This is a genomic window from Synechococcus sp. CBW1107 (assembly GCF_015841355.1).
Classification (GTDB): domain Bacteria; phylum Cyanobacteriota; class Cyanobacteriia; order PCC-6307; family Cyanobiaceae; genus Regnicoccus_A.
In genome coordinates this window covers 564,061-586,874 of record NZ_CP064908.1, presented here as the reverse complement: position 1 = coordinate 586,874, position 22,814 = coordinate 564,061, and the positions used below count along the sequence as shown (strand labels likewise).

General features: G+C 67.8%; 25 protein-coding genes. 10 read left to right on the top strand and 15 right to left on the bottom strand.

From position 1 onward, the window contains the following. Positions 1 to 32: 32 nt before the first annotated feature. Complete coding sequence (locus I1E95_RS03085) at positions 33 to 821, bottom strand: RNA methyltransferase (RefSeq protein ID WP_197165387.1); 789 nt, start codon at positions 819 to 821, stop codon at positions 33 to 35. Beyond that, complete coding sequence (locus tag I1E95_RS03080) at positions 818 to 1,216, bottom strand: cytochrome c (protein ID WP_197165385.1); 399 nt, start codon at positions 1,214 to 1,216, stop codon at positions 818 to 820. The genes I1E95_RS03085 and I1E95_RS03080 overlap by 4 nt, the downstream gene beginning before the upstream one ends. 73 nt (positions 1,217 to 1,289) lie before the next feature. Between I1E95_RS03080 and petG the strand changes: the two genes are divergently transcribed. Continuing rightward, complete coding sequence (gene petG, locus I1E95_RS03075; RefSeq protein ID WP_006170345.1) at positions 1,290 to 1,403, top strand: cytochrome b6-f complex subunit V; 114 nt, start codon at positions 1,290 to 1,292, stop codon at positions 1,401 to 1,403. Between the two features lies 1 nt (position 1,404). Here the strand turns inward: petG and I1E95_RS03070 are convergent, their stop codons facing one another. The 7 genes from I1E95_RS03070 to I1E95_RS03040 all read right to left on the bottom strand — a co-directional run bounded on the left by I1E95_RS03070 (position 1,405) and on the right by I1E95_RS03040 (position 7,400). Beyond that, on the bottom strand, positions 1,405 to 1,983 hold the full coding sequence (locus I1E95_RS03070) for an RsmD family RNA methyltransferase (protein WP_197165383.1): 579 nt from the start codon (positions 1,981 to 1,983) through the stop codon (positions 1,405 to 1,407). Next, positions 1,980 to 2,612 (bottom strand): imidazole glycerol phosphate synthase subunit HisH, encoded by a 633-nt coding sequence (gene hisH, locus I1E95_RS03065; RefSeq protein WP_197165381.1) that lies wholly within the window; start codon positions 2,610 to 2,612, stop codon positions 1,980 to 1,982. Before hisH ends, I1E95_RS03070 begins: the two co-directional genes overlap by 4 nt. Next, positions 2,609 to 3,664 (bottom strand): LOG family protein, encoded by a 1,056-nt coding sequence (locus I1E95_RS03060; protein ID WP_197165379.1) that lies wholly within the window; start codon positions 3,662 to 3,664, stop codon positions 2,609 to 2,611. Before I1E95_RS03060 ends, hisH begins: the two co-directional genes overlap by 4 nt. 35 nt (positions 3,665 to 3,699) lie before the next feature. After that, positions 3,700 to 4,023, bottom strand: coding sequence for a thioredoxin (gene trxA / locus I1E95_RS03055; RefSeq protein ID WP_006170349.1), 324 nt, complete (start codon positions 4,021 to 4,023; stop codon positions 3,700 to 3,702). Between the two features lie 213 nt (positions 4,024 to 4,236). After that, complete coding sequence (locus I1E95_RS03050) at positions 4,237 to 5,400, bottom strand: GuaB3 family IMP dehydrogenase-related protein (protein WP_197165377.1); 1,164 nt, start codon at positions 5,398 to 5,400, stop codon at positions 4,237 to 4,239. Positions 5,401 to 5,483: 83 nt separating this feature from the next. Further along, positions 5,484 to 6,167, bottom strand: coding sequence for a CAAD domain-containing protein (locus tag I1E95_RS03045; RefSeq protein WP_231594823.1), 684 nt, complete (start codon positions 6,165 to 6,167; stop codon positions 5,484 to 5,486). A 69-nt stretch (positions 6,168 to 6,236) separates the two neighbouring features. Next, entirely contained in the window at positions 6,237 to 7,400 is a 1,164-nt protein-coding gene (locus tag I1E95_RS03040) for a homocysteine biosynthesis protein (RefSeq protein ID WP_197165375.1), read from the bottom strand. Positions 7,401 to 7,468: 68 nt separating this feature from the next. Here I1E95_RS03040 and gyrA point away from each other — a divergent pair, with 68 nt between their 5' ends. Both gyrA and crtL read left to right on the top strand, forming a co-directional pair. Beyond that, on the top strand, positions 7,469 to 10,072 hold the full coding sequence (gyrA, locus tag I1E95_RS03035) for a DNA gyrase subunit A (RefSeq protein ID WP_197165373.1): 2,604 nt from the start codon (positions 7,469 to 7,471) through the stop codon (positions 10,070 to 10,072). Continuing rightward, positions 10,069 to 11,310, top strand: a complete 1,242-nt coding sequence (gene crtL, locus I1E95_RS03030; protein WP_197167042.1) for a lycopene beta cyclase — start codon at positions 10,069 to 10,071, stop codon at positions 11,308 to 11,310. Before gyrA ends, crtL begins: the two co-directional genes overlap by 4 nt. 15 nt (positions 11,311 to 11,325) lie before the next feature. On the opposite strand, the gene I1E95_RS03025 is transcribed toward crtL, so the two are convergent. From I1E95_RS03025 to I1E95_RS03015, 3 genes are all read right to left on the bottom strand, one after another. Next, positions 11,326 to 11,724, bottom strand: coding sequence for a universal stress protein (locus I1E95_RS03025; RefSeq protein WP_231594822.1), 399 nt, complete (start codon positions 11,722 to 11,724; stop codon positions 11,326 to 11,328). 120 nt (positions 11,725 to 11,844) lie between these two features. Further along, on the bottom strand, positions 11,845 to 12,105 hold the full coding sequence (locus I1E95_RS03020; protein WP_197165370.1) for a hypothetical protein: 261 nt from the start codon (positions 12,103 to 12,105) through the stop codon (positions 11,845 to 11,847). 763 nt (positions 12,106 to 12,868) lie between these two features. Then, on the bottom strand, positions 12,869 to 14,479 hold the full coding sequence (locus I1E95_RS03015; RefSeq protein ID WP_197165368.1) for a glycoside hydrolase family 57 protein: 1,611 nt from the start codon (positions 14,477 to 14,479) through the stop codon (positions 12,869 to 12,871). A gap of 78 nt (positions 14,480 to 14,557) precedes the next feature. Between I1E95_RS03015 and I1E95_RS03010 the strand changes: the two genes are divergently transcribed. The 6 genes from I1E95_RS03010 to I1E95_RS02985 all read left to right on the top strand — a co-directional run bounded on the left by I1E95_RS03010 (position 14,558) and on the right by I1E95_RS02985 (position 19,858). Beyond that, a complete protein-coding gene (locus I1E95_RS03010; RefSeq protein WP_197165366.1) occupies positions 14,558 to 15,229 on the top strand; it encodes an NYN domain-containing protein in 672 nt (223 codons plus the stop codon). Positions 15,230 to 15,268: 39 nt separating this feature from the next. Then, the gene (locus I1E95_RS03005; RefSeq protein WP_197165364.1) at positions 15,269 to 16,891 is read left to right on the top strand and encodes a 2-isopropylmalate synthase; all 1,623 of its coding nucleotides are present in this window, start codon (positions 15,269 to 15,271) and stop codon (positions 16,889 to 16,891) included. A 65-nt stretch (positions 16,892 to 16,956) separates the two neighbouring features. Beyond that, positions 16,957 to 17,721, top strand: coding sequence for a carbohydrate ABC transporter permease (locus I1E95_RS03000; RefSeq protein WP_231595028.1), 765 nt, complete (start codon positions 16,957 to 16,959; stop codon positions 17,719 to 17,721). Between the two features lie 164 nt (positions 17,722 to 17,885). After that, positions 17,886 to 18,881 carry a sodium-dependent bicarbonate transport family permease gene (locus I1E95_RS02995; RefSeq protein ID WP_197165361.1) on the top strand — a complete coding sequence of 332 codons (996 nt, stop codon included), beginning with the start codon at positions 17,886 to 17,888 and terminating at the stop codon, positions 18,879 to 18,881. 27 nt (positions 18,882 to 18,908) lie between these two features. After that, positions 18,909 to 19,190: a transcriptional regulator gene (locus I1E95_RS02990; protein WP_197165360.1), complete on the top strand. Its 282-nt coding sequence runs from the start codon at positions 18,909 to 18,911 to the stop codon at positions 19,188 to 19,190. A 20-nt stretch (positions 19,191 to 19,210) separates the two neighbouring features. Further along, positions 19,211 to 19,858, top strand: coding sequence for a TMEM165/GDT1 family protein (locus I1E95_RS02985; protein ID WP_197165358.1), 648 nt, complete (start codon positions 19,211 to 19,213; stop codon positions 19,856 to 19,858). Between the two features lie 18 nt (positions 19,859 to 19,876). Here the strand turns inward: I1E95_RS02985 and I1E95_RS02980 are convergent, their stop codons facing one another. Next, positions 19,877 to 20,230, bottom strand: coding sequence for a DUF6464 family protein (locus tag I1E95_RS02980; RefSeq protein ID WP_197165356.1), 354 nt, complete (start codon positions 20,228 to 20,230; stop codon positions 19,877 to 19,879). 5 nt (positions 20,231 to 20,235) lie between these two features. After that, positions 20,236 to 21,024, bottom strand: a complete 789-nt coding sequence (locus tag I1E95_RS02975) for a DUF475 domain-containing protein (RefSeq protein WP_197165354.1) — start codon at positions 21,022 to 21,024, stop codon at positions 20,236 to 20,238. A 60-nt stretch (positions 21,025 to 21,084) separates the two neighbouring features. On the opposite strand from I1E95_RS02975, the gene I1E95_RS17180 reads away from it, so the two are divergent. Continuing rightward, entirely contained in the window at positions 21,085 to 21,912 is an 828-nt protein-coding gene (locus I1E95_RS17180; protein WP_197165352.1) for a hypothetical protein, read from the top strand. On the opposite strand, the gene I1E95_RS02965 is transcribed toward I1E95_RS17180, so the two are convergent. Next, entirely contained in the window at positions 21,863 to 22,723 is an 861-nt protein-coding gene (locus tag I1E95_RS02965) for a hypothetical protein (protein ID WP_231594821.1), read from the bottom strand. The two genes, I1E95_RS17180 and I1E95_RS02965, sit on opposite strands and share 50 nt — an antisense overlap. Between the last annotated feature and the right edge of the window lie 91 nt (positions 22,724 to 22,814).

Sequence of the window (22,814 nt, the reverse complement as noted above, 5' to 3'; positions counted from 1 at the left end):
ATGAAGCCAGGGGCGATGAAGATGGCAGGACCTTAGGGGGTTCCCCGCTGGCTGGCCCAGCGCAGCTGACGGACCATCCCCCGGACCAGGGCCACTTCCTCGGAGCTGATCTGGGCCCGCTGCAGCAGGGCCCTCAGCTTGGCCATCCGGGCATGGGCCGTATGAGGGAGCAGGAACCCCACCTCCAACAGCAACTCCTCGGCATCGGCGATGGCGGCCTCGAGCAGCTGCCGATGGGCGGGTTCCGGCCCGTTCACCGGCGCCGGACCGCTCGCTGGGCGGTTGCTGCTGTCCTGCTGCCAGCGCCGGAGCTCGTGCAGGGTGATGGCCACTGCATGGGAGAGGTTGAGGGAGGGGCGTCCGGGGTCGGTGCTGATCCGCAGGATGCGACCCGCCTGGAGCAGTTCGTCAGTGCTCAGGCCCCGGTCCTCCCGCCCGAACACCAGAGCAGGCGAGCTGGGGCGATCCGCCGGTCCAGCTCCCCGGTGCTGGTCCAGCAGCCAGGGGATGGCCTCGCCGGGGCCTTCGATGGGCACCGCCTGGGAGTCCACCCGTCCGCTGGCGGCGACCACCCGGGTGCGGTCGGCGATGGCCGCCGCGAGATCGGGATAGACCTGGGCCCGCTCCAGCAAGGCCCCGGCGTGGACGGCCATGCGCCGGGCTTCCTCACCGAGGTGATCGCAGCGAGGGGCCACCAGCCGCAGGTCCCGAAGCGCGAAATTGGCGCAGAGCCTGGCCACGCTCCCCACATTCAGGGGGCCAGCGGGTTCCACCAGCACCAGGGCCAGCGCAGGGAGGTCAGGCGGCGCACCGCCGCTCACTCCAGGCTGTGCAGATGGGCCAGCAGGTCGGCCATGGCCTGGGGTTCGGGCTGGAATCGGGGCATCGGCGGAGTGCGGCCGCTCACAACCTGGCGGATCAACTGGCGGTCGCTGCGGCGCTGGCTGACCCCGTGCAGGCTGGGACCCACCAGCCCCTGAGCGGCGATGCCATGGCAGCCCGCGCAGTTCATTCGAAACAGGCGCCCCCCGTTCTCGCGCGAGCCCGAAAGCTCCAGGGTGCGCCGGGTGTAGGGGTCGCTGCGGGCCGCCGGCAGGACGAGCAGCAGCAGCAGGATGCAGCCGGCTGCGGCCAGCAGCACCAGGGCGGTGATCAGGCCCTGGCGCTTCACGGGCGTCTGGGTGGCCTCCAGGGTGGTGGAAGGATCGCCGGTCACGGATCACTCGGAAGACGCAACCAGCCTGCCTTGGCCGTGGGAGAATTGCGCCAGGCACGACTTCCAGCTCCCGATGATCGAACCCCTCCTCTGCGGCATCGTTCTGGGTCTGATCCCGATCACCCTGGTGGGCCTGTTCGTGGCGGCCTGGAACCAGTACCGCCGCGGCAGCGCCCTGGGCGGTTGAGTCAGGCCACAGCAGGCACCAGAATCATCAGGCCACAACTGCCGTAGCGCCGTCGGTCGCTCAGCTGCCAGCCGGGAGGGACGTCCGGGTACGTCTCGCTTGAGCATTCCCACAGCAGGCGTCCCCCCTCAGCCAGCCAGCCCGAGGTGGACACCGCCTCGGCAATCGGGGCGTACAGACCCGAGGCGAAAGGGGGATCGGCGTAGATCAGATCGAAGCCTCCCGCCGCTTCCTCCCCCAGCTGCTGCCCGGGGCCCCGGCACAGCCACTCGGGCAGCTCTGCCCTGATCAGCCGCAGATCGCAGGCCCCAGCCACGCTGGCCCTGACCGCCTCCAGGTTGCGTCGGGCGATGCCGAGGGTCGTCCTGTCGTGATCCACGGCGACCACCCGCCGGGCGCACCGTTGCAGAACTTCGCAGCTCATCACACCGCTGCCGCAGCAGAGATCGAGCCAGCGGCATCCGCTCAGTTCAGCGGCCAGCAGGTTGAGCACCGCCAGCCGCACCCTGGCGCTGGTCGGTCGGGCGTTCAGACCTTGCGGACTGAGCAGTCGGCGTCCGCCACTCAGCCGCAGACTCATGCCCCGTCCTGGTCCACCCAGGCCAGCCAGCGCGCAAGCATGCGTTGCCCCTGGGGTCCTGACTTCTCGGGGTGAAACTGGCAGGCCGCCAGGGCCCCTTGCCAGACCGCCGCAGTCACAGGCTGATCGGCGAAGAGGACTTCGGCGGTGCTGCAGGCCGGATCGTCGGGAGCAGCGGCGTAGGAGTGCACGAAATAGACCCAGGCCGCTGGATGACCTTCCGGCAGCAAGGGACTGGGGTTGGTGGAGATCAGCGGTGCCCAGCCCATGTGGGGGATGGGATGCCCCGGAGCGGAGGGCAGGGCCCGAACCCTGCCTCTGAGCAGGCCGAGGCCAGAGGCTTGTCCCTCCTCGCTGCCCTCGAACAGCAACTGCAGGCCCAGGCAGATCCCCAGCAGGGGGCGACCTCTGGCGCTCCACTCCCGCAGTGGATCCACCAGACGGGCCTCATGGAGACGTTCCATCGCCGGATCGAATGATCCCACCCCCGGCAGGATCAGGGCATCGCACGCCTCCATCGCCGGGGCATCCAGCACGGGAATCAGGTCGGCCCCGAGACGCTCCACAGCACGGGCCACCGAATGCAGGTTGCCCATGCCGTAATCGATCAGGCCGATCCGGCGGCTCATGGCTGCGGCTCCAGACAGCTGCGTTGCTCCGGATGCAGCAGGTCGTCGCTGCGGGGCAGATCGAGCGCGTTGATGGCGGCGATGAGCTGATACAGGCGGCCGACTCGGCGTTGATCGAAGTCGAAGCGCAGGCAGTGCCTCAGGCGATCGTTGTCGTCGCAGCTCTCCCCCAGCTCGAAATCGCCGCTGCGCAGCAGATCCTGGAATCCGGAGCGGATGGCCAGCAGCTCACCCTCCCCCAGGGGCACATGCAGCAGCAGCTCCAGCTCCTCGTCTCGGATGCGGGTGGTGTGGAACACCCGGTAGAAGCGGCGGATCAGCCCGATCGCCTCGCCGGCGCTGCCGGCTCGGCTGATCAGCCCTGCGTCATCAGGACCGATCAATCCTTCGCACTCGAGGCGGGCAAGCAGCTCCTCAGGCCAGTCCTGCCAGAGCCCCTGGCCCGGGGGTGCCAGCAGCACCACCGGAATGGGGGCCGTTCGCCCCGTCTGGATCAGAGTCAGGGCTTCGAACAGTTCGTCGAGGGTGCCGAAACCGCCGGGGAGCACCACCAGGGCGTCGCTCTCGCGCAGGAAGAAGAGCTTGCGGGTGAAGAAGTAGCGGAAGTGCACCAGGCGATCGCCTGCTGTGGCGACGTAGGGGTTGGGCTCCTGCTCGAAGGGCAGCTGGATGTTGAGGCCGAAGCTGTGCTCCGCTCCGGCTCCCCGGTTCGCCGCCTCCATCACCCCGCCGCCAGCACCGGTGATCACCTCAAAGCCTGCGCCCATGGCTTCCCGGCCGACCTCCGCCGCCAGCCGGTAGGTGGAGCTCCCGGGCAGGCTTCGGGACGATCCGAACACCGCCACCTTGCGGGTGGTGCGGTGGGGGTGGAAGGTCGCGAGGGCCTCATGCAGATCGCTCAGGGCACCGGAGATCAACCTCCAGTCGTCCGTGTCATCGGCGATGCGGGCCATCTCCAGGATCGAGTGAAGCGAGCGCTCGATCAGCAGGCGATGGGGATGATCAGCCAGTGAATCCGCCAACCGCTCCAGCGAGGGAGAGGCCGGAGTCATCGCTGAGGGTGAGGGGGCAGGAGATGAAGGGCTGCTCAGAGGTATTTGGCGATCGTGCCGGAGAGGGTGTTCTTGGGAACGGCGCCCACCACGGTGTCCACTTTCTGCCCTCCCTTGAAGATCATCAGGGTGGGGATGCTGCGGATGCCGTACTGGCTGGCGACGTTGGGGTTCTCGTCGGTGTTGAGCTTGTAGACCTTCAGCTTGCCCTCGAATTCCTTGGCGATCTCGTCGACGATCGGGGCCACCATGCGGCACGGGCCGCACCAGGGGGCCCAGAAATCGACCAGCACGGGCACGTCACTTTTGAGCACATCCAGCTCAAAGGAAGCATCGGTGACGGCAGTGGCGCTGGACATCCGAGGGAGGGGACAAGGTGCCTGGAATCTAGCAACGAGGGCCAGGAATCCCCCATGACGGCGGAGGGACCGTAGGAAGACAAAATGCCCGGACGCGCCGGGCGGGTTGGTGTGAGGAGTGTGCGAGCCGGAGCCCCCACACCTTGAGGTTAACGCCCGTCTCCACCGGGATTCCCTCGATTCGTGCCGAAACTGGATCCCTGTTGCAAGGGGCTACTTGCCCATGCCCAGTTGCTGGGCTTTCTGGTACACCTTCCCTTCGGTGAGCAGAGATGGGGCCACCACCACATCGACCTGCTGCATCTCTTTGATCGTTCGTGCACCAAGGGTTCCCATCGACGTGCGCAGGGCGCCGAGCAGGTTCTGGGTGCCGTCGTCCAGGCTGGCCGGACCGCGCAGGATCTTCTCCAGGCTGCCGGTGGTGCCCACGCTGATCCTGGTGCCCCTGGGCAGCACCGGGCTCGGGGTGGCCATGCCCCAGTGGAAGCCACGGCCTGGGGCTTCACTGGCGCGGGCGATCGGCGATCCGATCATCACCGCATCGGCGCCGCAGGCGATGCACTTGCAGATGTCACCGCCGGTGACGATGCCGCCGTCGGCGACGATCGGCACGTAACGGCCGGTCTCGTGCTCATGGTCGTCGCGGGCGGCGGCGCAATCGGCCACCGCGGTGGCCTGGGGGATGCCCACACCCAGAACGCCCCGGGAGGTGCAGGCGGCTCCAGGGCCGATGCCCACCATCACCGCGGCGGCGCCCGCGCGCATCAGCTCGAGAGCCACGTCGTAGGTGACACAGTTGCCGATCACCACCGGAATGCCGAGATCCCGGCAGAGGGCGGCCAGATCGAGGGTTTCGCGCCCGGCGGGCCCAATGTGGTCGGTGGAGACCACCGTGGCCTGAACGAAGAAGAGGTCGGCGCCGGCTTCGGCCACTGCCTGACCGAAGCGCAGCGCCGCGGCAGGGGTGGCACTGACGGCTGCGATGCCACCGGCGGCCTTGATCTCCGCGATGCGCTGGCGGATCAGGTCCTCGCGCACGGGCTGCGCGTAGAGCTCCTGCATCAGGGGCACGAAGGCCTCCTTGCCCACTTCAGCGATGCGATCCAGGATCGGATTCGGGTCGTCGTAACGGCATTGGACCCCCTCCAGGTTCAGCACACCCAGAGCCCCGAGCCGGGACAGTTCCACGGCGACCGACACATCCACCACACCATCCATGGCGCTGGCGATGATCGGGATCTCCCTCTCGATTCCACCGATGGTCCAGCGGCTGTCTGTCACCTCGGGATCCACGGTGCGACCGCCGGGCACCAGGGCGATCTCGTCGATCCCGTAGGCGCGGCGAACGGTTCGGGATCGACCTAACTGAATGGACACCACTGGGGTTTCTGCAGTCGGGCCAAGCTATCAACCGGTCTGGCCCTGCCAGGGCTGCAGGGAACCGGGCCTCTGGTCGGGCCTCAGGGTTGACCACGGAACGACGTCCAGCGCTCCCGCCAGGAGGCGAGCAGCGTCCGGCGGTCGCTGCTGCGCACCAGATGGGTGAGTGCGAAGCGACTCAGCCAGATCACCCCGGCCAGCTCCAGCAGGCCGGGGACCAGGGGCAGACTCTCGATCGCACCCAGCAGCGCGGCGTAGATCCTCAGCAGCAGCAGCAGGCCCACGAAGCCCGCCAGCAGCTTGAGGGGGCCGCTGTACTGCTGCACCTGCCGCTGAAAGGCCCCGCTGCTGAACCAGTCACGCACCTTGCCGCTGAGCAGCTCCCACTCGCCGCCGCTTTCCCCGTTTCCGCTCTCCACACTGGCAGGGACATGCAGGGTGGCGGCCACGGCAGGGTCGGCGGGGGCGGCAGGAACGGGCGCGGGTTCGGTCTCAGGAGCCGGCTCAGGCTCCGGCTCCGGTTGAGGCTCCGGGTCCTGGATGGGCTGCGGTTCCGGTTCCGATGTGGGTTCTGGTTCCGGGGCCGGCTGCGGTTCGGCCTCCACGGCTGACACGGCGCCCGTGCTCAGCTCGGCCTCAGCGGTGATCTGGTCGTCCGGGACAGAGGCACCAGGCCCGGGCACGGTGCCGGGTTCCTCCTCAGCGGGGGATGGCAGGTCCTGGCCCTGATCGGGCTCATGGGATCCAGCAGAGGACTCGACCACCGGTTATCGCGCAAAACCGCCGGTGGAGCTTACGCCGATTCCTTCGGCTTGTCTTTGCCGCCGATGCCTTCAGCCCTCGAGGGGAATCAGACCCGGCCGATCACTCAGGGGGAGCAGGGGAAGCCTCAGGGGAAAGGAGCCATCGAGCAAGCGCTGGATCAGCCCGGCGGCGATTTCATCGGCCAGGCGGGGGCTGTGGGCAGGCGCGCAGCGCAGATGGCGGGCGTCCACCTGGATCTCGCCGGCAAGAAGCTGGCTGTAGGGAACGAAGCCGAAGCTCGGCCGGATCCGGCGTGGAATCGAGAAATCGAGGACGGGGGCCTCGAGCTGGTCGTCGCCGCAGGCCGCCTGGCGGGCCACGGCCAGGTTGATCAGAGGCACAGGGGCCGCGATCGCCACCAGCAGGGCACTGCCATGGCCTTCGAAATGGCAGGGCCGGATCCACTCGGCCTTCAGCTCCGCCAGGTCGACGCTCACGGCCGCCACGGCCCCAGGACCGCGGGCATGGCCGCTCGGCAGCCGCCGGATCTGCGGCTGATGGCCGCTGCCGGCGCCGATCACCCAGCCGATCCCTCCTCCCACCAGAACCGGCGAGCCGGGGCCCAGCAGGCTCAGGCCAGGCATGGTCAGGCCGATGCTGCGAGATCCACCACTGCTGTACAGGGCGCTGCCGTAGGGGCCCAGCAGGGGGCCGTACGGACTGTGGGTGACTCCTTCGGCGCTGCTCACCGCCACGATGCCGTTTTCGCTGATGGCCCGTTGCAGCAGCAGGCGTGCCACGCCAAGGCGTTCGAGCTGAAGGCGGGTCTGGAGTTCACGGCGTGGATGCAGGGCCGTGCCTTCACCACTGGCCACCAGCTCCACCTCCAGGCCCGCCAGCAACTTGCCCAGCACCTGGGCGCCGCCACGCTGCTCCGGGTCCGAGAGGCCACCACCGATCGGAAGGGTCAGGCCGCCGCTGCCGCTCGAGCCCAGGGCCGTGACCCCATCCAGCCGCGCCTCGCGCAGGCGCATGGGCGGGTCGCAGGGACCGAGGCTGAGCTGGAGTGTGGCCTGGTCGGTGAACTCGGCGTTGGCGGCCACCACCACATCGGTGCGGGAGTAGGCCGCTTCCAGTCCCTCGGAGGCCACCAGGGCCCGGAAGTCCGCGGCGCTCCTCACCGCCAGATCACCGGCGCTCTGGCGCTCCTGCAGCTGCGCTTCGGTGCGGGAGCGAGGGGGGGCGGATCCCATCGGCGCAAGCTGCCCGGAGACGGTGACCCCAGCCTCGCTTAACCTGGCCTTCGGCAGTGTGGTGAGAGATGGCGGATCCAACGGGTCCCGGCGAGTCCGACGGACGGATCATCCAGACCGACCTGCGCAATGAGATGTCGCGCTCCTACCTGGAGTACGCGATGAGCGTGATCGTGGGCCGGGCTCTGCCCGACGCCCGCGACGGGCTCAAGCCGGTGCACCGGCGCATCCTCTACGCGATGTACGAGCTCGGTCTCACCAGCGACCGGCCCTACCGCAAGTGCGCCCGGGTGGTGGGCGAGGTGCTCGGCAAGTACCACCCCCATGGGGATACGGCCGTCTACGACGCCCTGGTGCGCATGGCCCAGGACTTCTCGATGCGCATGCCGCTCATCGACGGGCACGGCAATTTCGGCTCGGTCGACAATGACCCTCCGGCCGCGATGCGGTACACCGAATCGCGGCTGCAGGCGCTCACCACCGACAGCCTGCTTGAAGACATCGAAGCGGAAACGGTCGATTACATCGACAACTTCGACGGCTCCCAGCAGGAACCCACGGTGATGCCGGCGCGGGTTCCTCATCTTCTGTTGAATGGATCGTCGGGTATCGCGGTGGGCATGGCCACCAACATCCCCCCTCACAACCTCACCGAACTGATCAATGGCCTGCTGGCCCTGATTGCTGATCCGGAGCTTGATGACCGGGCTCTCCTGACCCTGATTCCCGGACCTGATTTCCCCACCGGCGGCCAGATTCTCGGCCGCCGCGGAATCCGCGAGACCTACACCACCGGCCGCGGTTCGGTGACCATGCGCGGGGTGGCCTCGATTGAAACGCTGGAAGTCCCCGGCCGGCCCGATCGCGATGCCGTGATCATCACCGAGCTCCCTTATCAGACCAACAAGGCGGCGCTGATTGAGCGTATCGCCGAGATGGTCAACGACAAGAAACTCGACGGCATCTCCGACATTCGCGATGAAAGCGATCGCGATGGCATGCGCATCGTGATTGAACTCCGCCGGGATGCCTACCCGCAGGTTGTACTCAACAACCTGTTCAAGCTCACGCCTCTGCAGAGCAATTTCAGTGCCCATATGCTGGCACTGGTCAACAGTGAGCCGGTGCTCCTCACCCTGCGGCGGATGCTGCAGGTGTTCCTCGAGTTCCGCATCGAGACGATCGAGCGGCGTACCCGTTACTTCCTGCGCAAGGCTGAGGAACGGGATCACATCCTGCTCGGTCTCCTGCTGGCCCTCGATCAGCTGGATCCGATCATCGCCCTGATCCGGGCGGCCTCGGATGCGGCCACGGCCCGCCTGCAGTTGCAGGAACGCCATGGCCTCAGTGAGATCCAGGCTGACGCGATCCTGCAGATGCAGCTGCGCCGGCTCACTGCTCTCGAAGCTGACAAGATCCGCCTGGAGCATGAGGATCTTGTTGCCAAGATCGCTGACTACAAGGACATTCTTGGCCGACGTGAGCGCGTGCTCGGACTGATCGAAGCTGAGCTGATCCAGCTGCGTGAGCGTTACCCGTCTGAGCGCCGTACCGAGATTCTTGATCTCGAGGGTGGGCTTGAAGACATCGATCTGATCGCCAATGAGCGATCCGTGGTGCTGCTCACCGAGAACGGCTATCTCAAGCGCATGCCGGTGAGCGAGTTCGAGGCCACCAGCCGCGGGACCCGCGGCAAGGCCGGAACCCGCAGCCAGGGTGAGGAGGCGGTGCGTCTGTTCATCAGCTGCAACGACCACGACACCCTGCTGCTGTTCAGCGATCGCGGCGTGGTCTATGCCGTGCCGGCCTACCGGGTGCCAGTGGGAAGCCGCGGCGCCAAGGGAACGCCGGTGGTGCAGCTGCTGCCGATTCCCCGTGAAGAGCAGATCACCTCCCTGGTGGCGGTGAGTGCCTTCGACGACGATGTCCAGCTGCTGATGCTCACCAGCGGTGGCTACATCAAGCGCACCAGGCTCTCGGCTTTCGCCAACATCCGCTCGAACGGCCTGATCGCCATCAGCCTCGAAGACGGCGATGCCCTGCGCTGGGCCAGGCTGGCCCTGCCGGGCGACAGCGTGCTGATCGGTTCGCTCAAGGGGATGACGATCCACTTCCGCCTCACCGATGGAGAACTGCGTCCCCTGGGCCGCACCGCCCGGGGTGTGCGCGCCATGGCCCTGCGGCCGGGCGATGAGCTGGTGAGCATGGACGTGCTTCCTGCTGAACTGGCGGATCGGGTGGCCAGCTCCTCCGGATCCGAGGGCGATAACGAGGAGGAGGCTCCGGATCCAGGTGAGAGTGCCGAGGGCCCCTGGGTGCTGGTGGCGTCCGCCAGCGGTCTGGGTAAGCGGGTGCCGGTGACCCAGTTCCGTCTGCAGCGCCGGGCCGGTCTGGGTCTGCGCGCCATCAAGTTCCGCCGCGACGGCGACGTGCTGGTGGGGCTGACGGTGATGGGTCCCGGGGAGGAACTGCTGCTGGTGAGTGAGCGGGGGGTGATCGTGCGCATGCAGGCGGATGCGATTCCTCAGCAGTCGCGGGCCGCCACGGGTGTGCGCCTGCAGAAGCTCGACAGCGGTGATCGTCTCAGTGAGGTGGTGCTGGTGCCTCCGGCCCCCGAAGAGGAGCAGCTCGCTGACACCGTTGAGACCACCACGGCACCGGAGTCCCCCTGACGCTTCCCGCCGCCGCGGCCGATGTGCTGGTGCTCGGGGCCGGTCCGGCAGGGCTGGCCATCGCCAGTGAGCTCGTCTCCCTCGGCCTGCGGGTCACAGGGCTGGCCGCAGGCGATCCAGCCAGCCCATGGCAGAACACCTACGGCATCTGGGCTCCCGAGCTGGATCAGCTCCAGCTCTCCCATCTGCTGGAGCATCGCTGGTCGAACTGTGTCAGTTATTTCGGTGCCGACCCTGTGGCTCTCAGCCACGATTATGGCCTGTTTGATCGCGCGAAACTCCAGGACCACTGGCTGGGGCGCTGCTCCGGCATGGACTGGAAGCGGGGACTGGCCGCTGAGCTGATCCACGACCCGCAGGGGTCCCAGGTGACCACCCGGCAGGGGGAGGTGATCAGGGCCCGCCTGGTGATCGACACCACTGGCCACGACCCCGTCTTCGTGCGCCGGCCGGTCCTGGGGCCCGTGGCTGTACAGGCGGCCTACGGGATCGTGGGCTTCTTCACGGCAGCTCCGGTACCACCGGGCCAGTTCGTGCTGATGGACTATCGCAGCGATCATCTGAGCCCGGAGGAGCGCGAGGGTCCGCCGACCTTCCTGTACGCCATGGACCTGGGCGGGGGGCGCTTTTTCGTGGAGGAAACCTCCCTGGCCCTGGCACCGCCGGTGCCGATCGAGGTGCTCCGGGGTCGCCTGCTGAGGAGGCTGGCCCACCGGGGCGTGGCGGTGCTGCAGGTGGAGCATGAGGAGCGCTGCCTGTTCCCGATGAACCTGCCCCTGCCCGACCTCAGCCAGCGGGTGCTGGGCTTTGGAGGGGCCGCCAGCCTGGTGCACCCCGCTTCGGGCTACATGGTGGGCTCGCTGCTGCGGCGCGCTCCAGGCCTGGCGGCTGCCATTGCCGCCGCCCTGGCCAGGCCTGATCAGTCCGCCGCCCAGGTGGCCGAGATCGCCTGGGGTGCCCTCTGGACCCCGGAGCTGGTGCGCAAGCACGGCATCTACCAGTTTGGCCTGGAGAAGCTGATGCGTTTCTCGGAGCGGGACCTGCGCCAGTTCTTCACCACCTTTTTCGCCCTGCCCGAGCGGGAGTGGTACGGATTCCTGACCAATACCCTCAGCCTCGGCGAGCTGGTGGCGGCGATGGTGCGCCTGTTCGCCCAGGCACCGGCCGATGTGCGCTGGGGGCTGATGCAACCGAAAGGGCGCGAAGCCGCCTTGCTCTGGCGGGCCGTGCGGGGTTAGCTGTCCCGCAACCGCTCAACGGAACACCAGGACCGGCAGGTCGGCATGGATCAGCACCCTCTGGGTCTGGCTGCCCAGCAACAGGCCGCTGAGGCCGCGGCGTCCATGGGAGGCCATGAAGATCAGATCGCAGCCATGGCGAGCGGCCGCCTCGATGATCGCCTCATGGGGCAGATCGTTGATCACCCCCTCACTGCTGCAGGGCACCCCGGCGCTCTCGGCCACGGCCTGGGCCTCAGCCAGAATCCGTTCGGCGTTTTCCCTCGCCACGAGGCTGAGGTGCTCCAGCGTGCCGGCATCCAGCATCGTTCCGGTTCCCACCATCGACACCGGCAGAACACTGCGGGCATTGAAGAAAGTGATGCGCGCACCCATCTCCTTGGCGAAGGCCACGGCTCCGTGAACGGCTTTCACGGAGACGTCGGATCCGTCGATGGGGACGAGCAGATGGGAGTACATGGCTGGAGGCCCTGGGTCTGACAAGCCCGAGGAAGTCCTTATTAGGAAGCGTACCCGGGCTGGTGACGGAGTTCTTCAGCCAGCGGCGAACGCTGGAGTCTGCCACCCTCGCACCGCGGCGTCGTCGAGGTCCTGCCCCTTCCAGGAGACCGCCACAATCACCGGCAGGGTCAGCAGGAGCAACACGCTGAGCTGGAGTGGCGCGCTGCTCGGGAATCCGTGGGTGGTGAGCAGCAGACAGATCGGCCGGTGAAAGCGATCCATGACGAAACCGGCGGTGCTGACCGCCAGGATCAGGGGGGGGCAGACGCAGCAGATGGCGGCCCCAGCGCTCACAGACCGGAAAAGCCAGCAACGGGCCGAACACCGCCAGGGGGATGGCATCGAGGCTTGAGTCGATCCTGCCCTTGTGATGGGAGGAGAACAGGCGCGCCGTCACCGAGGCCAGGCCCGTGAGGGCGACGGTGCGGCCTCTCACCCTCGGTTCCACCAGTGCCGGGGAGAGCAGATGGCCGGCCAAGAAGGACGGGAAGTAGAGGAACAGGCGATGCCCCCCACTCTCCAGAAGCTTGCCCAGCATCACGTTGAGGCCGATGATCCCGACACCCATCACCTGGGGGCTGGATGTCCATCGCCGGGGGTCTGGCCCAGCTGTGCGCCAGCAGCAGCATCGGCGCCAGCAGGGAGAACACCCCGATCATCGAGATGTACCAGAGGGTCAGGGGAGGCTCCAGGCTGAAACCGGAGCTCAGCAGCGCCGCCCCGACGAACTGCCAAGGCTTGAGCAGCCCGAAGAGATCGACGAGCAGCAGTGCCGCCAGGTAGGGGGATAGATCCGGATCATCCGCCGCAGGTAGAACGTCCACAGTGCGGCGGCATTGGTGATCAGGGACCTGCCGATCCGATGCCCGGAGATGAACACGAACTGCCCAGCACCACCACGGTCAACCGGTCAGTGAGGTCGTTCTTGTAGCCATCGATCGATCCGGCTTAGCCCAGCGGGTGCCAGAAACCGACGATCCAGAGGATGCAGGTGGCCCGCATCAGATCGATGGCCTGATTGCGCTGGCGTGGAGCCGGCATGATCAGAGGCTGTTGCTCAGGCATGGGTGAGGGGGCGCTCGTCGGGTGGAGAGGGTGGCTGGGCGCTGACACTGGCCCAGTCCGCCGCGTTCAGCTGGGGGAACAGACCATCCTCGGCCTCGATGGCCTCGAGCCAGCCCTCGGGCAAGTCCGCGCCGGTGTCGATGGCATGCATCAGCCGCCAGAAACGGTCGAGATGGCGGTGAATCCGCTCCCGGGCCAGAGTGGTGGTGGTGCCGGCCCGGAGGATGAAACTCCAGTCTGAGCTCTGAGCCAGCAGCAGCTCCCGACCCGCCTGGGTGAGCAGCCGCCGCTGGCGCTCCGAGGCCACGCCGCGATTCACCTGCTTGACCATCGCCGCGGAAGCCCGATGCCATTCCGGCACCACCCAGGCATTGCTCTGGTGGAGCCAGTAGTGGTGATACCCACCCTGCCCCCAGCTCGAGGGGGACGGCCGGCAGATCTGCAGGGGCTCCTCGCGCTCGAGGGCTCCGCGAAGGCTGCTGAATGCCACGCCAGCGGCAGGCCCCTGGCGAAACAGTTCGGCGAGAAACAGGGGCCCCTCGTACCACCAGTGGCCGAACAACTCCGCGTCGAAGGGGGCCACCAGCAGGGGGGGGCGTGCCATGGCCGCGGCGAGGGACGCCAGCTCCTCGCTGCGGCCGGCCAGGTAGTCGCTGGCGTGCTCCATGGTCCGACTGGCCGCTGCCTTCGGTTCGTAGGGCAATTTCTGATCGAGTGGCGAGCCCTGGCTGCTGACCCGGTGCAGTTTCAGCCCCAGGGGCCGTGAGCTCGTGATGCCATGGGCGTGCAGCTCGGCTTCGGGCAGATCCCAGCCCAGGTCACGGTGAAACTCCCTGTAGGCGCCATCCCCTGGATATCCTTCCGAGGCCGACCACACCGGCAGGGTGGCGGCGCCATCGCGGGCGAAGAAGGCGATGCCCGCAGGCGAGCAGATCGGCGCGTACACCCCATAGCGAGGCCTGGGCAGTGCATGCAGCAGGCCATGGGCGTCGAGAACGGAATAACGCAGGCCGCACTGCCGCAGCAGCAGATCGAGACCTTCGTAATAGGCGCACTCCGGCAGCCAGATGCCCAGCGGGCGCTCCCCCAGCAAGCGCTGGTGCTCCCGCACGGCATTGATGAGCTGGGCTCGCACGGCTTCGGGACTGTGGCGCAGGAGCGGCAGGTAGCCGTGGGTCGCGGCGCAGGTGAGCAGGTCGAGCACCCCGTCCTGCTGCAACTGGCGGAAGCGGTGCAGCAGCTGACCGCCGCTTGCGATCCAGCTCTGGCGGGTGTTCTCCAGGGTGTCGGCCAGGGCGCTGGCGGCGGCGCGGTGGCTGGAGGGGGCGTGACGCAGCAATCGCTGACGCTGGGCGAGCCAGTCGGGGAAGCGCGCGCTCAGCACGGGATCGCTGATCAGGCTGAGCAGGGTGGGCGAGAGCCCGAGGCTGAGGCAGGGGTGCTGGCTGGGATCATCCCGGCTGGCTTCCAGCACCTGGAGCAGCGGCAGATAGCTCTCGAGCAGGGCCTGGAAGTACCAGTCCTCCTCCAGGGAGCCCGGCTGGCTGTCCCGGACGAAGGGGAGATGGGCATGAAGGACCAGGGCCAGGGTGCCGGTGGCCATCGACCATCCATCAATGAGGCCACCTTACGGCGCACGCTTCGTTGAGTCCCGACAGCCACACGTCTCTACGCTGAGTGGATGAGACAAGACGGGTTGCGGGTGGATCACGACAGGATCCGGCGTGTGGTGATCGTGGATGGACACGGCATGTTCTACGCCCAGCAGAAGCTGGGCTGGTTCTTCGATCCACGCCGGTTGCTGGAATTGGCCGTCGCCGACCCCGGCGTGGAACTGGATGGTGCCTACTGGTACACGGGCCTGAAGGATCCGGCCGATCAGAGGCCGTTCCGTGATGCGCTCACCAGCCTGGGCTACACGGTTCGCAGCAAGCCCCTGAGGGAATTCGGCACCGATCCCGATCATCGCCAGTTCGCCCGGGCGAATCTGGATGTGGAGATCTGCCTGGATCTGATGACGGTGGCCCACCGCCTGGATGAGGTCTGGCTGTTGAGCGGCAGCCGGGATCTGGAACGGGTGGTGGAAACCCTGCGGGCGAAGGGAATCCGGATCACGTTGCTGAATGCCGACGGGATGGTGCCCCGCGAGCTGCGCAACGCTGTGGATGTCTTCCAGGATCTGGCCGGGTGGCGCAAGCAGCTGGAGAAGGCCGAAGCAACCCAGGTTCCGGTGTTCCAGCGGGACCCGGAGAGTCCCCTGCGGGTCGAGCCGCTCAGCCGGGAGCTGGTGCGCCGTCCACAGGATCGTCAGGAGAGCGGTCCCAGGGAAGTGGTGATCGCGCCACCCCTCTAGGATCGGTTCAACTCATAGTCACATCGACTTGCAACGGTCATGGCCAAGGACCCCGGCCGGGTACTGATCTTCGACACCACCCTCCGGGATGGTGAGCAATCCCCCGGGGCCAGCCTCAACCTGGAGGAGAAGCTGGCGATTGCCCACCAGCTGGCCCGTTTGCGCGTCGACATCATCGAAGCCGGCTTTCCCTTCGCCAGCCCCGGTGATTTCAACGCGGTTCAGCGCATCGCCGCCGCCGTCGGCACCCCCGACGGTCCGGTGATCTGCGGCCTGGCCCGGGCCGCCCGCGGCGACATCAAGGCCTGCTCCGAAGCGGTGGCCCCTGCTGCCCACCGCCGGATCCATACCTTCATCGCCACCAGCGACATCCATCTGGAGCACAAGCTGCGCAAGACCCGAGCCGAGGTGGTGGCGATCACCGCGGAGATGGTGGCCTACGCCCGCTCCCTCGTCGAGGATGTGGAATTCTCCTGCGAAGACGCCGGCCGCTCCGATCCGGAGTATCTCCATGAGGTGATCGAAGCCGCCATCACCGCCGGTGCCACCACGATCAACATCCCCGACACGGTGGGCTACACCACCCCCGCCGAGTTCGGCGCCCTGATCGACGGCATCAACCGGCACGTGCCCAACATCGATCAGGCGGTGATCTCGGTGCATGGCCACAACGACCTCGGACTCGCGGTCGCCAACTTCCTTGAGGCGGTCAAGAACGGCGCCCGCCAGCTGGAGTGCACGATCAACGGCATCGGTGAGCGGGCCGGCAACGCCTCGCTCGAGGAGCTGGTGATGGCCCTGCATGTGCGCCGCAGCTACTTCAACCCGTTCCTGGGCCGTGAGGCCACCAGCACGGAGCCCCTCACCGGTGTGCGCACCGAGGAGATCTACAAGACCTCCCGCCTGGTGAGCAACCTCACCGGCATGGCGGTGCAGCCCAACAAGGCGATCGTGGGCGCCAACGCCTTTGCCCATGAATCCGGCATCCATCAGGACGGTGTGCTCAAGAACCGCCTCACCTACGAGATCGTCGATGCCCGCACCATCGGCCTCGCCGACAACCGCATCTCCCTGGGCAAACTCAGCGGCCGCAGTGCCTTCCGGGCCCGCCTGGAGGATCTCGGCTACACCCTCGAGCGTGACGACCTCGACGACGCGTTCACCCGCTTCAAGGAGCTGGCGGATCGCAAACGGGAAATCACCGACCGGGATCTCGAGGCGATCGTGAGCGATCAGGCCCAGCAGACCGAGGCCCGTTACGTGCTCAAGCTGGTGCAGGTGAGCACCGGCACCCATCTGCAACCCACCGCCACCGTCACCCTCACGACCAGTGATGGGGCCGAGCTCACCGAGGCTGCCATCGGCACCGGTCCGGTCGATGCCGTCTGCCAGGCCCTCAACAGCCTGGCGCGGGTGCCCAACGAGCTGGTGGAGTTCAGCGTCAAGTCGGTCACCGAGGGCATCGATGCCATGGGCGAGGTCACGATCCGCCTGCGCCATCAGGGGGTGCTCTACGCCGGCCATGCCGCTGACACCGACATCGTGGTGGCCGCGGCCCAGGCCTTCGTCAATGCCCTGAACCGCCTGGTGTACGGGATGGAGCGTCAACCCCTGCATCCGCAGAAAGCGTCTCTGCCGGTGGCGGAGCTGCCGCGGCTGTGAAGCATCAGCGGCCTCTCTGGGTGAGTGCCCTGCAGCTGGCGGCCCTGTTGCTGCTGGCTCTGCTGATGCTGGTGCCTCTGCTCTGGCTGGTGAGCACCTCGCTCAAGAGTCCTGCTGAAAACATCTTCTCCACCCCGCCGTCGCTGATTCCCGCCCAGCCGAGCCTGGAGGCCTATGGCCGCCTGTTCGCCGACCATCCCCTGGGCCTGTACCTGTTCAACAGCACGGTGGTGAGCCTGCTGGCAGTGCTGGGAAATCTGCTGTTCTGTTCGCTGGCGGCCTATCCGCTGGCGCGGATGCGCTTCGCCGGCCGTGGTCTGGTGCTGGCCCTGGTGGTGGCCACCATCCTGATCCCCTTCCAGGTGGTGATGATTCCGCTTTACCTGATGATGGTGCAGCTGGGTCTGAGAAACACCCTCTGGGCCTTGATCGTGCCCCAGGCCGCCACGGCCTTCGGCATCTTTCTGCTGCGCCAGAGTTTTCTCGGGGTGCCGGTGGAACTGGAGGAGGCGGCCCGCATCGATGGCTGCACACCCGTCGGGGAATGGTGGAACGTGATGATTCCCGCAGCCCGGGCCGATCTGATCACCCTGGCGATGTTCGTGTTCATCGGCACCTGGAGCGACTTCCTCTGGCCTCTGGTGATCCTCGACGACCCCAGGCTCTACACCCTGCCCCTGGGACTGCAGCAACTGGCCAGCAGCTTCTCCCTCGACTGGCGCCTGGTGGCGGCAGGATCGGTGGTCTCGATCCTGCCGGTGCTGGTGCTGTTCGTGCTGCTTCAGCGCTACATCCTTCCCAGCGCCAGCGGTGATGCGGTGAAGGGCTGAGGCCCGACCACGACCACGACCACGACGACGACCAGCTCTCCTGCCCTCCGGGTCCACGGGCGGGGATTATTTCCTGTGCGAACAAACCGCATCGCTGCCGCTGGGGTTGGTGCAGCCCTCGGTACTCTGCGTTCCACAGAGTCGATCACGCACCGGGCGCCGGAATGGAGACCAGCCTGGTTCTGCAGAATCTGCTCTCACCGCCGGTGCTGTTCTTCGCCCTCGGGGTGATCGCCGTGCTGGTGGGCTCCGATCTGGAGATCCCGGCACCACTGCCGAAGCTGTTCTCCCTCTACCTGCTGCTGGCGATCGGTTTCAAGGGGGGTGTGGAGTTGCTCCACAGCGGCCTCGGTCCCCAGGTGATCAGCACGATCGTGGCGGCGATGCTGATGTCGGCCCTGGTGCCGCTCTACAGCTTCCTGGTGCTCAGGCGCCAGCTCGACACCTTCAATGCGGCGGCCATCGCCGCCACCTACGGCTCCATCAGCGCCGTCACCTTCATCACGGCCGAGAGCTTCCTGGGCCTCACCGGCATGCCTCATGACGGCTTCATGGTGGCGGCCCTGGCGCTGATGGAATCCCCTGCGATCATCGTCGGCCTGCTGCTGGTGAAGCTGGCCTCCAGCGCAGCGGCCGAACAACCCCGGGAGGGGATCCGCTGGGGCTCACTCCTGCATGAGGCCTTTCTGAACAGCTCCGTGCTGCTGCTGGTGGGCAGCCTGGTGATCGGGGGGCTGGTGGCGGCCTTCAGTCCGTCGGGGCTGGGCAAGATGGAGCCCTTCACCGGCGAGCTCTTCTACGGAGCCCTCAGCTTCTTCCTCCTCGACATGGGCATCGTGGCGGCCCAGCGGGTGGGGGATCTCAGGCAGGCCGGGGCCTTCCTGATCGGCTTCGCCCTGCTCATGCCCCTGTTCAATGCCGGGGTGGGACTGGCGGTGTCATGGATGCTGGGGCTTCCTCAGGGGGATGCCCTGCTGTTCATGGTGCTCAGCGCCAGTGCCTCCTACATCGCCGTGCCAGCGGCGATGCGGATGACCGTGCCCCAGGCCAGCCCCAGCCTCTACATCTCCACCGCTCTGGGGGTGACCTTCCCGTTCAACATCGTCGTGGGCATCCCGCTCTACATGGCGATGGTGAGGCTCGTCATCCCTGCCGTCTGACCCCTTTCCGACTGTCCGGCCCTTGCCATGCAACGCCTCGATCTCATCTGCAGTGAACGGGAACTCGAGCGGGTGGTGCGCCTGATCGATGCCGCCGGTGCTCCCGGCTACTCGGTGGATCGTCATGTCACGGGCCGTGGGCCCCATGGCTCCGTCTCGGAGTCGATGGAGTTCAGCGGTCTGGGCGCCAATGTCCACGTGATCGTGTTCTGCGAGAGCGAGGCGCTCGAGACACTCCGCCAGGGGCTGCGGCCGATCCTGGAGTACTACGGAGGGGTTGGCTTCGTCTCCCGGGCCGAGCCGCTCTGAGCCCCAGCCCCACCCCCTTCATGGCCAGCGATCCCGCCATCGCCGCATTCGGCTCTAGCTTCACTGCGATCACCCTGGCGGAGCTGGGGGACAAGACGTTCTTCGTGGCGTTCCTGCTGGCCGCCCGCCACCGGGCCCGCTGGGTCTTCGTCGGGGCGTTCGCCGCCCTGGCGGCCGTCACGCTGATCTCCCTGGCCTTCGGTCTGGGGCTGCGCAGTCTGCTGCCGCCGGAGCTGGTGCCGTGGCTGGCGGCCCTCCTCTTCGGCGGGTTCGGCCTGAAGCTTCTGATCGATGCCCAGGCCATGGGTGCGCAGGCCGCCGAGCAGGAGGCCCAGGAGGCGGAGGATCTCGTCAATGCCGCCGAAGCCAACCAGGACCAGAGCCGGGCCGGGGGCTGGCTGGTGGTGCGAGAAGCCTTCCTGCTGGTGTTCATGGCCGAACTGGGGGATCGCACCCAGTTCGCCACCATCTTTCTGGCCACCGCACCGGGGTTCACCTTCAGTGCCCTGCTGGCCGGCACCCTGGCGGGCCATGCCCTGGTCACGGGTCTGGCGGTGGGGGCGGGAAAATGGATCGGCCAGATGCTCTCCGAACGCCTCCTCTACCGGCTCAGCGGCGGCCTGTTCCTGGCCTTCGCCGTGGTGGCCCTGCGGCAGGCCCTGGGCTGAGGTGGTGCCGTCGGTTGCTCAGTTCTGGCGGCCGGTGTAGTGGGCGCAGCACTCGCAGGGACCATCAGGCAGCACGGCGCAGCGCAACAGCGGTGAACGGGCATTGAAGCGGCAACTGGGGTCGCCGATCACCCAGCCTCCGTTCCACCAGCGCGCGTCTGTGGGCTGCCGCTCCGCCTTCACCTGCAGGGCCACCGTGACCAGTTCGTAGCGGCCATTGCACAGCTGGTAGCGGTGGTGCCGCTGCAGCACCAGGAAACTGCGGCTGCCATGGAGAAACCAGCGGCCAGGCTGGGGAATCTCCCCCAGCTCCTCGAGCTCGAGCTGGTCCAGCAGCTGGCCACTGCCGGCCTGACGAAGTTCGATGCGCAAGGGTTTCAGGGGTTCACCTCACCGGCCTCAGCGCTCACGCGCCTGGAGAATCCCCACAGGAACAGGCCCGCCACCAGCAGCAGCAGGGCCCACTCGGGCGGCACCAGCTGGGGCAGCCCCAGGCGGAGCAGCAGGCGCAGGCCCACCAGCCCGACAGCGAGGTACCCGGCCCGCTCCAGGTTGGGGTAGAGCCCCAGCCAGCGGATGAACAGCTCGGCGGTGAGACGCAGGGCGATCACCCCGATCACCCCGCCGGTCATCACCAGCCAGAGACGATCGCTCACAGCCACAGCCGCCGCCACGCTGTCGAGGGAGAAGGCGAGATCGGTGACTGCAAGGGTGAGCACCACCGCCCCTAGTCCAGTTGCCCCGGCATGGCTGCTGGTGGCGGCGCCCGGGTGAGGAGCCTGCTCAGCAGTGGCGGATGCACCCTCGCTGGGGGGCTCAGGCTCATCACCACTTGATTCATCGCCGGGCCGCAGCAGGTTGGTACTGCTGAGCCAGAGCAGATAGGCGGCGGCCGCCAGCTGCAGGGGCCAGAAGTTCAGCACCCAGCGGGCCAGCAGGATCAGCCCCAGACGGAAGACCAGGGCCAGGCCGAGGCCGAGGTTGAGGGCCTGACGCTGGAGTTGCGGTTCGTGCAGCCGCCTTGAGATGGCCGCCAGGGCAATGGCGTTGTCGGCGGAGAGCACCGCTTCGAGAGCCACCAGCAGCGGCAGCAGCAGCAGCAGCTCCCCCCACTGATCCGCCTCCTCCAGCAGGGGTGTGAGGGAGGTAATCGACTCCGCTTCCATTGGCGTGCAGCGGGTTCGGTGGCGCCACTCTAGAAAGTCCCCTACACCGGCTTCCCCGCGATGCAGCTTCGGGCGCGACTGGCCCACGCCGACCCCGGCCTGCGGGTGGTGGAGGTGAGTGCCTGGGATGGTGGCCGCTGTCTGGGCAGCGCCCTCGGGGAGGCCCCCAGCGTCGAGGCCGCCGAAGACCGGGCGCTGCAGCGGCTGCTGCTGCGGCTGCAGGAACCGGCCCCGCTGTCAGCACCGATCGTTGCCCCCCAGCAGGGGGTGGGGGCCACGACGCCGCCGGCGCGGACAGACGTCCGCCCAGCTCCATCACCCGGTCCAGCCCCAGCCCCAACACCAACACCAACACCAGTGCCAGTGCCACCAGTGCCCGCGCCGGCCCTGGAACCCACAGGTGGCCCCGACCGCCCGACCGTCGCGGAAGCCGAACCGCTGGCCGATCCCGACGACTGGAGTGAGGAACTGGCCGAACTGGAGCGGCTGCTGAGGCAGCTGGGCTGGGAGCGGGAGCAGGAGTCGATCTACCTGCAGCGGGCCTTCGATCACCCCAGCCGCAGCCGCCTGATCCGCTATGCCGATCTGCTGGCCTACCTCGCCGCCCTGCGCCAGCTGGAGCCTGGGGTGGATCCGGCCCAGGCCGCCCTGCCCCTGCGCCGCTCCGACCTCCTGCGCCGCTCCGATGGGTTGCTGGCGCGACTGGGCTGGGGAGCGGCCCAGGGGCGCGCCCTGCTGGAGCGCGAATTCCACCTCGCCAGCCGCCAGCAGCTCAGCGACGAGGACCTGCTGCGCTTCAACGACCTCCTGGCGCAACAGCTGGAGGCCCTGACCGGGGTCAGCCCTGAGCACGGCATTCCTTCGCCAGCAGAGCCGGCCCCAGGGTGAGCCGGTGCTGGTTGGCGTAGGCCTCCTGCTCCAGCCGGAGCTCGGTGGGGCTGGCCCTGGCATAGACGGGATCCTGCAGATTGCGCCGGCTGACCGGGTCGAGGACGATCGAGAGACCGAGCAGCCTGGGCCGGGCCCAGAGGCCTCCATGGCGGCAGCTCTGGGCGACGTGAATCGCTTCGTGGTTGAGCACCCGCGCGAACTCCACGCTCCCCTTCTCGATCACATCGGGGCGAATCCGCAGGGTCCGGGCGGCCGGTTCCCATTCCCCGGCAGCCCTGGCTTTGCGGGGCGGTCCGATCACCACCTGCACCCCGGCCCGCTCCAGGTTGCTCAGCAGGCTGGCGATGGCGTCGCGTTCCAGCTGGTGGCTGGGTGGATTGCGGCGCAGCTCCTCGATCTGGGCGATGCTCAGGGGCGGATCCTCCAGGCGCCGTTTGTAGAGGTAGCGGATGCGTCCGTCGCCGAGGGGTTCAGCCCGCGGCAGCCAGCTCTGATCGGCCGTGTCGAGCTGGGACAGAAGCTCAGGCAGACCGGCGCTGGTGAGCACCCGATCGCCGGGCCGCGGCGGCTCCGGACGGCTCGCGAGCACCACCTCCTGCAGCTGGATGGTGAGGTCCTGCAGGGCCAGGAGGGTGTCACTGCGCTGGGGCTGGGGGGAGAACAGCATCAGGGCGGCCAGACCACCAGCGGCACTGAGGGCCAGACCGATCAGCAGCGGTGTGGGGCTCCCGGCGGCTGAGCGGCTCCCGGCGCCCCGGGTGCGGCGGGCTGGCCTCGATCGGCGCGAGGGGCGGCGGGCGTTGCTCATGACGGCGCCAGGCGCGCGGACGGAGGCTGGATCTGATGGCCTCGGGTGTTCGTTCATAGCGCGGGGGCGTGTCCCTGGCGGCGGGCCGCGG

Bases quoted from the DNA above. Each gene is read 5' to 3' on its own strand.
- petG (WP_006170345.1), top strand. From the start codon at position 1,290: ATGATCGAACCCCTCCTCTGCGGCATCGTTCTGGGTCTGATCCCGATC.
- I1E95_RS03070 (WP_197165383.1), bottom strand. From the start codon at position 1,983: ATGAGTCTGCGGCTGAGTGGCGGACGCCGACTGCTCAGTCCGCAAGGT.
- hisH (WP_197165381.1), bottom strand. From the start codon at position 2,612: ATGAGCCGCCGGATCGGCCTGATCGATTACGGCATGGGCAACCTGCAT.
- I1E95_RS03060 (WP_197165379.1), bottom strand. From the start codon at position 3,664: ATGACTCCGGCCTCTCCCTCGCTGGAGCGGTTGGCGGATTCACTGGCT.
- trxA (WP_006170349.1), bottom strand. From the start codon at position 4,023: ATGTCCAGCGCCACTGCCGTCACCGATGCTTCCTTTGAGCTGGATGTG.
- I1E95_RS03040 (WP_197165375.1), bottom strand. From the start codon at position 7,400: ATGGGATCCGCCCCCCCTCGCTCCCGCACCGAAGCGCAGCTGCAGGAG.
- gyrA (WP_197165373.1), top strand. From the start codon at position 7,469: ATGGCGGATCCAACGGGTCCCGGCGAGTCCGACGGACGGATCATCCAG.
- I1E95_RS03015 (WP_197165368.1), bottom strand. From the start codon at position 14,479: ATGGCCACCGGCACCCTGGCCCTGGTCCTTCATGCCCATCTCCCCTTC.
- I1E95_RS03010 (WP_197165366.1), top strand. From the start codon at position 14,558: ATGAGACAAGACGGGTTGCGGGTGGATCACGACAGGATCCGGCGTGTG.
- I1E95_RS03005 (WP_197165364.1), top strand. From the start codon at position 15,269: ATGGCCAAGGACCCCGGCCGGGTACTGATCTTCGACACCACCCTCCGG.
- I1E95_RS03000 (WP_231595028.1), top strand. From the start codon at position 16,957: ATGCTGGTGCCTCTGCTCTGGCTGGTGAGCACCTCGCTCAAGAGTCCT.
- I1E95_RS02995 (WP_197165361.1), top strand. From the start codon at position 17,886: ATGGAGACCAGCCTGGTTCTGCAGAATCTGCTCTCACCGCCGGTGCTG.
- I1E95_RS02990 (WP_197165360.1), top strand. From the start codon at position 18,909: ATGCAACGCCTCGATCTCATCTGCAGTGAACGGGAACTCGAGCGGGTG.
- I1E95_RS02985 (WP_197165358.1), top strand. From the start codon at position 19,211: ATGGCCAGCGATCCCGCCATCGCCGCATTCGGCTCTAGCTTCACTGCG.
- I1E95_RS02975 (WP_197165354.1), bottom strand. From the start codon at position 21,024: ATGGAAGCGGAGTCGATTACCTCCCTCACACCCCTGCTGGAGGAGGCG.
- I1E95_RS17180 (WP_197165352.1), top strand. From the start codon at position 21,085: ATGCAGCTTCGGGCGCGACTGGCCCACGCCGACCCCGGCCTGCGGGTG.
- I1E95_RS02965 (WP_231594821.1), bottom strand. From the start codon at position 22,723: ATGAGCAACGCCCGCCGCCCCTCGCGCCGATCGAGGCCAGCCCGCCGC.